The sequence below is a fragment of the Mycobacterium sp. SP-6446 genome, from assembly GCF_001954045.1.
GTDB lineage: Bacteria > Actinomycetota > Actinomycetes > Mycobacteriales > Mycobacteriaceae > Mycobacterium.
Map to the genome: position 1 here is coordinate 75,920 of NZ_MBEM01000234.1, position 11,312 is coordinate 87,231.

At 68.5% G+C, this 11,312-nt stretch carries 12 protein-coding genes; 9 read left to right on the forward strand and 3 right to left on the reverse strand.

From position 1 onward, the window contains the following. Positions 1 to 22: 22 nt before the first annotated feature. From A5736_RS21435 to A5736_RS26480, 3 genes are read right to left on the reverse strand one after another with little or no spacing between them, the layout of a single operon-like run. Positions 23 to 373 carry a nuclear transport factor 2 family protein gene (locus A5736_RS21435; protein WP_076126367.1) on the reverse strand — a complete coding sequence of 117 codons (351 nt, stop codon included), beginning with the start codon at positions 371 to 373 and terminating at the stop codon, positions 23 to 25. Between the two features lie 32 nt (positions 374 to 405). Further along, positions 406 to 1,245 carry a dienelactone hydrolase family protein gene (locus tag A5736_RS21440; RefSeq protein WP_076248430.1) on the reverse strand — a complete coding sequence of 280 codons (840 nt, stop codon included), beginning with the start codon at positions 1,243 to 1,245 and terminating at the stop codon, positions 406 to 408. Positions 1,246 to 1,254: 9 nt separating this feature from the next. After that, entirely contained in the window at positions 1,255 to 1,410 is a 156-nt protein-coding gene (locus A5736_RS26480; RefSeq protein ID WP_158070280.1) for an Rv1535 family protein, read from the reverse strand. Positions 1,411 to 1,830: 420 nt separating this feature from the next. Here A5736_RS26480 and glmS point away from each other — a divergent pair, with 420 nt between their 5' ends. From glmS to tsaB, 9 genes are all read left to right on the forward strand, one after another. Next, positions 1,831 to 3,696 (forward strand): glutamine--fructose-6-phosphate transaminase (isomerizing), encoded by a 1,866-nt coding sequence (gene glmS, locus A5736_RS21445; protein WP_076248432.1) that lies wholly within the window; start codon positions 1,831 to 1,833, stop codon positions 3,694 to 3,696. A 63-nt stretch (positions 3,697 to 3,759) separates the two neighbouring features. Next, entirely contained in the window at positions 3,760 to 4,698 is a 939-nt protein-coding gene (locus A5736_RS21450; RefSeq protein ID WP_083667628.1) for a DUF4436 domain-containing protein, read from the forward strand. Between the two features lie 30 nt (positions 4,699 to 4,728). Beyond that, positions 4,729 to 5,409: a rhomboid-like protein gene (locus A5736_RS21455; RefSeq protein WP_369805126.1), complete on the forward strand. Its 681-nt coding sequence runs from the start codon at positions 4,729 to 4,731 to the stop codon at positions 5,407 to 5,409. A gap of 10 nt (positions 5,410 to 5,419) precedes the next feature. After that, positions 5,420 to 6,844 carry a bifunctional ADP-dependent NAD(P)H-hydrate dehydratase/NAD(P)H-hydrate epimerase gene (locus A5736_RS21460; RefSeq protein WP_076248434.1) on the forward strand — a complete coding sequence of 475 codons (1,425 nt, stop codon included), beginning with the start codon at positions 5,420 to 5,422 and terminating at the stop codon, positions 6,842 to 6,844. A gap of 22 nt (positions 6,845 to 6,866) precedes the next feature. After that, positions 6,867 to 8,264, forward strand: a complete 1,398-nt coding sequence (locus tag A5736_RS21465; protein ID WP_076126382.1) for a glutamate decarboxylase — start codon at positions 6,867 to 6,869, stop codon at positions 8,262 to 8,264. Positions 8,265 to 8,309: 45 nt separating this feature from the next. Continuing rightward, on the forward strand, positions 8,310 to 9,476 hold the full coding sequence (gene alr, locus A5736_RS21470) for an alanine racemase (protein WP_217695770.1): 1,167 nt from the start codon (positions 8,310 to 8,312) through the stop codon (positions 9,474 to 9,476). 52 nt (positions 9,477 to 9,528) lie between these two features. Next, entirely contained in the window at positions 9,529 to 10,581 is a 1,053-nt protein-coding gene (locus A5736_RS21475; RefSeq protein WP_175611352.1) for an alpha/beta fold hydrolase, read from the forward strand. Next, positions 10,574 to 11,035 (forward strand): tRNA (adenosine(37)-N6)-threonylcarbamoyltransferase complex ATPase subunit type 1 TsaE, encoded by a 462-nt coding sequence (gene tsaE / locus A5736_RS21480; protein WP_076126388.1) that lies wholly within the window; start codon positions 10,574 to 10,576, stop codon positions 11,033 to 11,035. Before A5736_RS21475 ends, tsaE begins: the two co-directional genes overlap by 8 nt. Beyond that, on the forward strand, positions 11,032 to 11,312 hold a 281-nt coding region (tsaB, locus tag A5736_RS21485; protein ID WP_076248449.1), incomplete at its 3' end, for a tRNA (adenosine(37)-N6)-threonylcarbamoyltransferase complex dimerization subunit type 1 TsaB. The genes tsaE and tsaB, both read left to right, overlap by 4 nt.

The window sequence follows — 11,312 nt, forward strand, 5'->3', positions numbered from 1 at the left end:
GCGATTGTCTTCGCCGCTGACCTCAGCCTGCCGACGTGCCCGTCCAGTATTCGGCGAACCGCTGACCGTCACCCGTGAGACGGAGGATGTCATTGCCGGTGAACGAGACCGGGCCGTCCGGGCCGCGACCCGTACCGACCCAGCGGCCAGCGACGAATGCGCCGTCGGAAAACGGGCCGATTTCAACTGAAAAATCCAAGTCGTCCAGCATGTTTCGGGTCTGCTCGACGATCTGCTGAAGCTCGTCCGGGCCGTGTACGTCGCGGTCGGGCCAATGGCCTACGAAGTCCTCGGTGACGAGCTCGGCAGCGATCGATTGGCCCGCCCACAGGCCGGTGATCCAGCGGTCGTACAGCGCTTCGACGGTAGCCATTGCGCGCGACTACCCATTCGGCGTGAGCGCAATCACTTCAGCAGCGCGACGATCTTTTCTTCGGGCGTGACCGGCTCGGCATCGGGATCCACCGGGACCGTCTTGGGCAGGTGCGCGTCCGGGTCGGCGAAGGCGCGATAGGTCTTGTCGCCACCGAGCGTGGCGAGCAGGTACCCGGTCAGCAGCGCCCGAACCGATCTCTGCGTGCCGCGATGCGCGCCGGGCAGTCCGACCGCTTTCGTCAGCCGCCGGCCCTCGACCAGGCCACCGGGTTGGGCCTTGCTGACGATGCGCAGCGTGGCCGCACTCCACGCCCGGGAAAGCGCCAAGGCGTTGGAGTTCAATGTCTTTGGGTCTCCGGGCGCGGTCAGGATCAAACCCGGGACCGCTAGCGTCGCGGCCGGCTGCTCGGCCGGGGGACTGGTGACGGTCGGGAACAGCGCTGCCACGGCCGCGGGCTTGGCCGGCATGCCGGCCGCCGCGAAGACCGCGGCCGAGCCGCCGAAACCGTGGCCCACCACGCCGAGCTTGGCGGGGTGCACGCTGATCTTGCCCGGCCCGAGCCGCACTCCGGCCACGATGTCGAGGGCCGTGCCGAGATCGAAGGCCAGGTTGAGCACCGAGGGCGCCAGGCCGCGTTCGGTGTCGGGGGCGGCGGCCACGATGCCCCACGACGCCAGGTGCTCCAACAAACCCGAATAGCGGGCGGCACCGGCCAGCCACGTGTGACCGAACGCGACACCGGGCAGGTTCAATCCGGCTTCCGGGGTGTAGACCACCCCCGGCAAACCGGCAAAGGCCAGGTCACCGCGCAAAACCCGGTGTGGGCCGCGCCGGCCGAGAGCTTTGACGAGCTTGCGGGTTCGGGCCACGCGTCGACGTTAGCGCACCTCGATCAGCCCGAGCCGCCAGAGCGCCGCGTACACCTGGCGCAGCGGAACGCTCAGCAAACGAGCCGCCGCGTCCAGCACCGGGTCACCCCGACCGGTCGGTGGCCGAGGCCTCGCCACCACCTCGTCGTACGGAACAGCGGTCATGATCCGCTCCTAAAGATTGTGTGGGGAATTCCGAGACAAATTGGCGAATATCGGCATTAATGTCTACTTGAAGCGCAACTGATCGATTGGGCGGGGAAGCCGTGTTGCAGCACAACTGTTGTGCTGCAACATTGTTCGTCGTAGTGACGTTCCTTTCACTAGCCGATATTCCGAAGTTTAAGTGCGCGTCGCGGTGGAGCAATGAAAGTATAGAAAACGTCAGAAATACATTAGATGACAAACACGCATTGTTTAGGAATATGATTTCAACCGAAAAGTAGCGGCCGCCGCCGCCCGCGGAGTGCGCTTCGCCGGCAACCGCGCCCGGCGCGGCCACCCCCCTACCGCATTTACGCAGGTCAGCGCGCCGCAAGTCCGTGCTGCTGGGACCGCCAGGGCCGCTCCACTACCCTGTGCAGGATGTGCGGAATTGTCGGCTACGTCGGGCAGCGCCCTGCCTTCGATGTCGTCATGGACGCGCTGCGCCGGATGGAGTACCGCGGCTACGACTCGTCGGGAATCGCGCTGCTGGACGGCAAGGGCAAACTCACCGTGCGACGCCGCGCCGGCCGCCTGGCCAACTTGGACAAGACGACGGCCGAGATGCCGCCGGACGCGCTGACCGGAACCACCGGACTGGGCCACACCCGCTGGGCGACCCACGGCCGGCCCACCGACCGCAACGCGCACCCGCACCGCGACGCCGCCGGCAAGATCGCCGTCGTCCACAACGGCATCATCGAGAACTACGCCGCCCTGCGCCACGAACTGGAGGCCGACGGCGTCGAGTTTTCCAGCGACACCGACACCGAAGTCGCGGTGCATCTGGTGTCGCACGCCTACCGCCATGGTGAAACGGCCGGTGATTTCGTGGCCTCGGTGCTCGCGGTGCTGCGCCGACTGGAGGGCCACTTCACCCTGGTGTTCGCCAACGCCGACGAACCCGACACGATCGTCGCCGCCCGCCGGTCGACGCCGTTGGTGCTGGGCGTCGGGGACGGCGAGATGTTCGTCGGCTCAGACGTGGCCGCGTTCATCACCTACACCCGCAACGCCGTCGAACTCGGCCAGGACCAGGCCGTGGTGCTCACCGCCGACGGCTACCGGATCACCGACTTCCACGGCAACGAAGACGTGGAATACCGCGAGTTCTACATCGACTGGGACCTGTCCGCCGCCGAGAAGGGCGGCTACGAGTTCTTCATGCTCAAGGAGATCGCCGAGCAGCCCACCGCGGTGGCCGACACCCTGCTCGGCCATTTCGTCAACGGCCGGATCGTGCTCGACGAGCAGCGACTGTCCGACCAGGAACTACGCGAGATCGACAAGGTATTCGTGGTCGCCTGCGGTACCGCGTATCACTCGGGCCTGTTGGCGAAATACGCGATCGAGCACTGGACGCGGCTGCCCGTCGAAGTGGAACTCGCCAGCGAATTCCGTTACCGGGACCCGGTTTTGGACCGCAGCACGCTGGTGGTCGCCATCTCGCAGTCGGGCGAGACCGCGGACACCCTGGAAGCGGTCCGGCACGCCAAGGATCAGAAGGCGAAGGTGCTGGCGATCTGTAACACCAACGGTTCGCAGATCCCGCGCGAGTGCGACGCGGTGCTCTACACCCGCGCCGGCCCGGAGATCGGCGTCGCCTCGACCAAGACATTCCTGGCGCAGATAGCCGCCAACTATCTCGTCGGCCTCGCGCTGGCGCAGGCCCGCGGCACCAAATATCCCGACGAGGTCGAAAGCGAGTACCGCGAGCTCGAGGCGATGCCGGACCTGGTGGCGCGGGTGCTCGCGACGGTCGAACCCGTGGCCGCCCTTGCCCATCGGTTCGCCCAATCCTCGACCATCCTCTTCCTCGGTCGCCATGTCGGCTACCCGGTGGCGCTGGAAGGCGCGCTGAAGCTCAAAGAGCTGGCCTACATGCACGCCGAGGGTTTCGCGGCCGGCGAACTCAAGCACGGCCCGATCGCGTTGATCGAGGACGACCTGCCCGTCATCGTCGTCATGCCCTCGCCGAAGGGGTCGGCCACGCTGCACGCCAAGCTGCTGTCCAACATCCGCGAGATCCAGTCCCGCGGCGCGGTGACGATCGTGATCGCCGAAGAGGGCGATGACACCGTGCGGCCCTACGCCGATCACTTGTTCGAAATCCCGTCGGTGTCAACGCTTTTGCAGCCGCTGCTGTCGACCATCCCGCTTCAGGTGTTCGCGGCGTCGGTGGCGCAGGCCCGCGGTTACGACGTGGACAAGCCCCGAAACCTCGCCAAATCCGTCACCGTCGAATAGTCGTTGAACTAGATTTCCCCATGCGGGCAAGCAGTTTCTGAAACCTGGGGGGAGTCGTCGCTGATGAAATTGGGCATCGCCGGCCTGCTGCTCTTCATCGCGGCCTACATTGCGTCGACCACGTTGTACGGCAGCGCCGGTAAGGGCCCGCATGACCTGACTCGAGCGCAGCCGACCTCCGACGGCACCACGGTGACGATCGACCTGCAGGACGTCGCGCAGAGCAACACCGTGCTGATGACCAACATGTCGATCGCGCCCGGACCCGCGCTGCTGGATCCGCGCACGCACGGGCTCACCGAAGACCTCAGCGTGGTGGTCACCTCCACGGCAACGCCCACCAAGCGCACGTGGTCGAAAGACGTGCTGCCCGGCACGTTTCCGGTTCCGCTCACCCTCAGCGGTGACGTGACCAACTGGCCGTTCGACCACTACGTTTCGGGGCCGGTCACCGTCGAGCTCTTCCGCGGTCCCGAGCAAAGGCCCGAACGGGCCGCGGTGAGGTTCGTGGACCGGCTGGCCGGCTGGCAGATCGACATTCCCGCCCCCGCGGCCGACGGCCTGGCGCCCTACCAGGTGAAGCTGCAGCGGTCGGCGGGCACTGTGGCGTTCGCCATCGTCATCGTCGGGGTACTCGTCGGGCTGGCCGCCCTCGGCCTCGTCGTTGCGGTTCTGACGGCGCGCGACAAACGGCAGTTCCAGCCGCCGATGACGACGTGGTATGCGGCGATGCTCTTCGCGGTGGTTCCGCTGCGCAACGCGCTGCCCAACGCGCCGCCGTTCGGCTCCTGGATCGACGTCCGGGTCGTGCTCTGGGTGGTCGTCGTGCTGGTGCTCTCGATGATGGTGTACATCACCTGCTGGTGGCGGCACTTGCCGCCCGACTTCGTCAAACCTGCAAAGCCGGCCGAGAAACCCCCCGAGAAACCAGCCGGGGAAGCAGCGGAGTCGCCGCCGGACGAGTCAGCGACGCCGGCCGCGTCGCCGACGTGCAACAGTTGAGCCGTGGCCAATGCATCGGTGGGGACCCGACTGCGCGGCATGGCGCTCGCGGTCTGGCGCTTCATCATCGGGGCGCCCCTGACATACAGCTGGCTGCTGGTGCTGCTGATCACGACGATCGTGCAAAACCAACTTCCCGGGCGCGAATTGCACTCCGTGCTGCTGCACCGCTCCACCAACATCCACGAGCTGGGCACCAACCCGCTGGGTGTGTTGTTCTCCAGCCTGCTGTGGATCGACGGCAAGAACCTGGAGCCGTTCCTGCTGCTGTTCACCCTGTTCCTGGCGCCGGCCGAACACTGGCTGGGCCAGCTGCGCTGGCTCACCGTGGGATTGACGTCGCACATCCTTGCCACCTATATCAGCGAAGGCATCCTCTACTACGCGATCGAGGAACACGAAGCGCCGGAACGGCTGGTGCACGCGCGCGACATCGGCGTCAGCTATTTCCTTGTCGGCGTGATGGCCGTGCTGACCTATCACATTGCGCGGCCGTGGCGCTGGGGCTACCTCGGGGTGCTGTTCGTCATCTTCGGTTTTCCGCTGCTCACGATGAACCATCACGCGCTGAACTTCACCGCGATCGGCCACTTCGCGTCGATCCTGATCGGGCTGTGCTTTTTCCCGATGGCGCGAGAGCGCAAGCGCCCGCCACTGAACCCGGCGAAACTCGGAACCGCTTTCCGCCGCTTCCGGTCCGGGGAAACCTAGGCTGGCTTCGATGCGGCATTACTACTCCGTAGACGCAATCCGCGACGCCGAAGCGCCGCTGCTGGCCAGCCTGCCCGACGGGGCCCTGATGAGACGGGCCGCCTTCGGGCTGGCCACCGAGATCATCGCGGAACTGACCGCCCGAACCGGCGGGGTCGCCGGCCGCCGGGTGTGCGCGGTCGTCGGCTCGGGCGACAACGGCGGCGACGCGCTGTGGGCGGCGACCTTCCTGCGCCGTCGCGGCGCGGGCGCCGACGCGGTGCTGCTCAAGCCGGATCGCACCCACCGCAAGGGCCTGGCGGCCTTCCTGAAGGCCGGCGGGCGCGTCGTCGAAAGTATCTCGGCCACAACCGATCTCGTCATCGACGGAGTCGTGGGCATCTCCGGCTCGGGGCCGCTGCGGCCGGCGGCGGCCGAGGTGTTCGCGGCCGCGGAGGGAATCCCGGTCGTCGCCGTCGACACCCCCAGCGGGATCGACGTCGAGACCGGGGCGATCACCGGCCCCGCCGTGCGCGCGGCGCTGACGGTCACATTCGGGGGGCTCAAGCCGGTGCACGCGCTGGCCGACTGCGGGCGCGTCGTGCTGGTCGACATCGGGCTCGACCTGCCGGAGACCTCAAAAACATCAGTGCTGAGTTTCGAAGCCGCCGATGTGGCCGCGCGCTGGCCGGTGCCCGGCCCCCACGACGACAAGTACACCCAAGGCGTGACGGGGGTGATGGCCGGCTCGTCGACCTACCCGGGCGCGGCGGTGCTGTGCACCGGGGCCGCCGTCGCCGCCACCTCCGGCATGGTCCGCTATGCGGGCAGCGCGCACGCCGAGGTGCTTGCGCGGTGGCCCGAGGTGATCGCGTCGCCCACCCCGGCGGCCGCGGGGCGGGTGCAGTCCTGGGTTGTCGGGCCGGGCTTGGGCACCGACGACGTCGGGGCCGCCGCGCTGTGGTTCGCGCTGGAGACCGACCTGCCGGTGATCGTCGACGCCGACGGGCTGACCATCCTGGCCGCCCACCCCGATCTCGTCGCCAACCGCGCGGCGCCGACCGTGCTGACCCCGCACGCGGGCGAATTCGCGCGGCTCGCGGGTAGCCCGCCCGGCGACGATCGCGTGGGCGCCGCCCGCAAGCTGGCCGACACGTTCGGCGCCACCGTGCTGCTCAAGGGGAACGTCACGATCGTCGCCGACCCCGGCGGCCCGGTCTATCTGAATCCCGCCGGGCAGTCCTGGGCGGCGACGGCGGGCTCCGGCGACGTGCTCTCGGGGATGATCGGCGCGCTGCTGGCCTCCGGGCTGCCGGCCGGTGAGGCGGCCGCGGCCGCGGCGTTCGTGCATGCCCGCGCGGCGGCACTGTCGGCCGCCGACCCCGGACCCGGCGAGGCGCCGACGTCGTCGTCGCGGATGGTCACGCACATCCGGGCCGCCCTGGGCGCCCTCTAGCCGCACAACGAAAGGATTCGCCATGACCGGCAGCCACCCGTCGGTGCCCGCGCACTCGATCGCCCCCGCCTACACCGGCCGCCTGTTCACCGCGCCCGTGCCCGCGCTGCGGTTGCCCGAGGAGTCGATGGACCCGGAGGCCGCGTATCGCTTCATCCACGACGAGCTGATGCTCGACGGCAGCTCGCGGCTGAACCTGGCCACCTTCGTCACCACGTGGATGGACCCCGAGGCCGGCAAGCTGATGGCCGAGACGTTCGACAAGAACATGATCGACAAGGACGAATATCCCGCGACCGCGGCCATCGAACAGCGCTGCGTCTGCATGGTCGCCGACCTGTTCCACGCCGACGGCCTGAGCGACGACGACCCGGGCAGCGCCTGCGGGGTGTCCACCATCGGCTCCAGCGAGGCGGTGATGCTGGGCGGCCTGGCCATGAAATGGCGCTGGCGGCAGAAGGTCGGCAAGGGGTGGGAGGGCCGCACTCCCAACCTGGTGATGGGCTCCAACGTCCAAGTGGTCTGGGAGAAATTCTGCCGCTACTTCGACGTCGAACCCCGCTATCTGCCCATGGAGGAGGGGCGCTACGTCATCACTCCCGAGCAGGTCGTCGACGCCGTCGACGAGGACACCATCGGCGTGGTGGCGATCCTGGGCACCACCTACACCGGCGAACTCGAGCCCATCGCCGAGATCTGCGCGGCGCTGGACAAGTTGGCCGGCAAGCCCCTTTCAGAAGGCGGCGTGGATGTTCCGGTGCATGTCGACGCCGCCAGCGGCGGCTTTGTGGTGCCGTTCCTGCATCCCGAGCTCAAATGGGATTTCCGGCTGCCCCGAGTGGTGTCGATCAACGTCAGCGGCCACAAGTACGGGCTGACCTACCCCGGTGTCGGGTTCGTGGTCTGGCGGAGCAAGGAGTACCTGCCCGAGGACCTGGTGTTCCACGTGAATTATCTGGGCGGCGACATGCCGACCTTCACCCTGAACTTCTCCCGCCCCGGCAATCAGGTCGTTGGCCAGTACTACAACTTTCTGCGGCTGGGCCGCGAGGGCTACACCCAGGTCATGCAGACGCTGTCGTCGACCGCGCGCTGGCTGGGTGAGCAACTGCGTGTCGGAGACCACTGCGAGCTGATCTCGGACGGCTCGGCGATCCCGGTGGTCAGCTTCCGGCTTGCCCGCGGTCTGGGCTACACCGAGTTCGACGTCTCCCACGAGCTGCGCGGCTACGGGTGGCAGGTGCCCGCCTACACCATGCCGGAGAACGCGACGGACATCTCGGTGCTGCGCATCGTGGTTCGCGAGGGCCTCTCCGCCGACCTGGCCCGGGCGCTGCACGACGACGCCCGCACCGCGCTGGCCTCGCTCGACAAGCTCAAGCCGGGCGGGCACTACGAGGCGCAGCACTTCGCACACTGACGCTCGCGGGCAGCCCGCGGAGCCGGTTCTGGGACAATGGCGGCCGTGGCCGTTACGCCGATATCCCTGAGCCCTGGGGTCCTCGCCGAGGCCGTCGTGGACCTGGGCGCGATCGAGCACAACGTGCGGGTCCTGCGCGAGCACGCCGGTCCCGCGCGGCTGATGGCTGTCGTCAAGGCCGACGGTTACGGCCACGGGGCCACCCGGGTCGCCCGCGCCGCGTTGGCCGCCGGGGCGGCCGAGCTGGGTGTCGCCACCGTCGACGAGGCGCTGGCGCTGCGCGCCGACGGGATCACCGCGCCGGTGCTGGCCTGGCTGCACCCGCCAGGCCTCGACTTCGGCCCCGCGCTGCTCGCCGACATCGAGATCGCCGTGTCCTCGGTCCGCCAGCTCGACGAGCTGCTGGACGCGGTGCGCCGCACCGGCCGCACCGCGACCGTGACCGTCAAGGTCGACACCGGACTGAACCGTAATGGCGTCGCCCCCGCCTCATACCCGTCGATGCTGACCGCGCTGCGCCAGGCCGTCGCCGAGGACGCCATCCGGCTGCGCGGGCTGATGTCGCACATGGTCTACGCCGACCAGCCCGACAATTCGATCAACGACGTTCAGGCGCAACGGCTCAGCGACATGCTGGCGCAGGCGCACCAGGCGGGGGTGACCTTCGAGCTTGCGCACCTGGCGAATTCGGCGGCAACCATGGCCCGTCCCGACCTGGCCTTCGATATGGTGCGCCCGGGCATCGCCGTGTACGGCCTGAGTCCCGTGCCGCAGCTCGGCGACCTGGGATTGATACCCGCGATGACGGTGAAATGCGCTGTCGCGCTGGTGAAATCGATCAACGCCGGCGACGGCGTGTCCTACGGACACACCTGGATCGCCGAGCAAGACACCACCGTGGCACTGATGCCGATCGGCTACGCGGACGGTGTTTTCCGATCGCTGGGCGGCCGGCTTGACGTGTTGATCAACGGGCGGCGACGCCCCGGCGTCGGGCGGATCTGCATGGACCAATTCCTCGTCGACCTAGGTCCCGGCCCGATCGACGTCGCCGAGGGCGACGAGGCCATCCTGTTCGGGCCCGGCACCAGCGGCGAATCCACCGCCCAGGACTGGGCCGACCTGCTCGGCACCATCCACTACGAAGTGGTCACCAGCCCACGCGGGCGCATCGCCAGGACCTATCGCGAGGCCGGAACCGTTGAGCGATAAGAGAACCCGCAGGCGCCGCCGGGAAAGGGCTTGGCTTGCGGGGGGAACCGGGCTGACTGCGGTCGCCACCATCGTCGGGGCCTCCGCCCGCCGCTCGATGATCCAACGGGCCACGGATATCGAAGACCCTTACGCCGACGAGGATTTCGAGAGAGTAGACAGCGACCGCAGCTACGTGGTGATGACGGCCGACGGCGTGCCGCTGGCCGTCCGCGAAGTCGGCCCGGTCGACGCGCCCGTGACCATGGTCTTCGCCCATGGCTTCTGTCTGCGCATGGGCGCCTTCTACTTCCAGCGCACCCGGCTCGCCGAGAAATGGGGGCCGCGGGTGCGGATGGTCTTCTACGACCAGCGCGGGCACGGGCTCTCCGGCGAAGCCGAGCCCGAGACGTACACGCTGACCCAGCTGGGCCAGGACCTGGAAGCCGTGCTGACCGAGGCCGCGCCGCAGGGGGTCGTCGTGCTGGTCGGCCATTCGATGGGCGGCATGACGGTGTTGTCGCACGCCCGGCAGTACCCCGAACAGTACGGGCGCATGATCGTCGGCGCGGCGTTGATTTCCTCTGCCGCCGAAGGCGTTACCCGTTCGCCGTTGGGGGAGGTCCTGAAAAACCCTGCGGTGGAAGCGCTTCGGTTCACCGCCCGCTCCGCCCCGAAGCTGACGCACCGCGGCCGCAACGTGTCGCGGTCGCTGATCGCGCCGGTGCTGCGGGCCGCGTCCTACAGCGACCTGCACGTCAGCCGAAGCCTGGACGCCTTCTCCCAGCGCATGATGAACGGCACGCCGATCGCCACCCTGGTGGGATTCTTGCGGGCACTGGAAGTGCACGACGAAACCGCCGGGCTGTGGACGTTGCTGCGCATTCCGACGCTGATCGCCTGCGGTGACCACGACCTGATCACCCCCGACGAGTACTCCAGGAAGATGGCGGCCTCCCTGCCGCAGTCCGAGCTGGTCATCGTGACCGGGGCGAGTCACCTGGCCCTGCTGGACAAACACGAAGCCATCAACGACGGTCTGGTCCGGCTGGTCAACCGCGCCACACCGAGCAAGGTGGTCCTGCGCTACCGACGTTTGCGGGAACGGTTCCGGCGTCATGCCTGAGCAGGGCACCGCGACGTGTGAGCGTGTCGAGGACACCGTGGCGCTGGGTTCCCGGCTGGGCCAGCAGCTGCGTGCCGGTGACGTGGTGGTGCTCTCCGGTCCGCTCGGCGCAGGAAAGACGGTGCTGGCCAAGGGTATTGCCGCGGCGATGGATGTCGACGGCCCGGTCACCTCACCGACGTACGTGCTGGCGCGGGTGCATCCGGCGCGACGGCCCGGCGCGCCGGCGATGATTCACGTCGACGTCTACCGGCTGCTGGACCACCGGGGGACCGACCTGCTCGGCGAGCTCGACTCGCTGGACCTCGACACCGAGCTCGACGACGCTGTCGTCGTCGTGGAGTGGGGCGAGGGCCTGGCCGAACGCCTCTCCGAGCGACACCTGGACGTCCGCCTCGAGCGGGTCAGCCACTCCGACGCGCGGATCGCGACCTGGGAGTGGAACCGCCCGTGAATGTTGTTCTCGCCCTGGATACTTCGACGCCTGCGGTCACGGCCGGCGTCGTGCGTCTGTCCGATCACGCCGTCCTGGCCGAGCGGGTCACCGTCGACGCCCGCGCGCACGCCGAACGGCTCACCCCCAACGCGCTGGCCGCCCTGGACGAGGCCGGGCTGACGATGGCCGATCTCGACGCCGTCGTGGTGGGCTGCGGTCCCGGCCCGTTCACCGGCCTGCGGGCCGGGATGGCGACCGCCGCCGCATATGGGCACGCGCTGGGCATCCCGGTACA

What these genes read in the sequence shown, in the direction of transcription:
- A5736_RS21435 (WP_076126367.1), bottom strand. Translation starts at nt 373, where the DNA reads ATGGCTACCGTCGAAGCGCTGTACGACCGCTGGATCACCGGCCTGTGG.
- A5736_RS26480 (WP_158070280.1), bottom strand. Translation starts at nt 1,410, where the DNA reads ATGACCGCTGTTCCGTACGACGAGGTGGTGGCGAGGCCTCGGCCACCG.
- glmS (WP_076248432.1), top strand. Translation starts at nt 1,831, where the DNA reads ATGTGCGGAATTGTCGGCTACGTCGGGCAGCGCCCTGCCTTCGATGTC.
- A5736_RS21450 (WP_083667628.1), top strand. Translation starts at nt 3,760, where the DNA reads ATGAAATTGGGCATCGCCGGCCTGCTGCTCTTCATCGCGGCCTACATT.
- A5736_RS21460 (WP_076248434.1), top strand. Translation starts at nt 5,420, where the DNA reads ATGCGGCATTACTACTCCGTAGACGCAATCCGCGACGCCGAAGCGCCG.
- A5736_RS21465 (WP_076126382.1), top strand. Translation starts at nt 6,867, where the DNA reads ATGACCGGCAGCCACCCGTCGGTGCCCGCGCACTCGATCGCCCCCGCC.
- tsaE (WP_076126388.1), top strand. Translation starts at nt 10,574, where the DNA reads ATGCCTGAGCAGGGCACCGCGACGTGTGAGCGTGTCGAGGACACCGTG.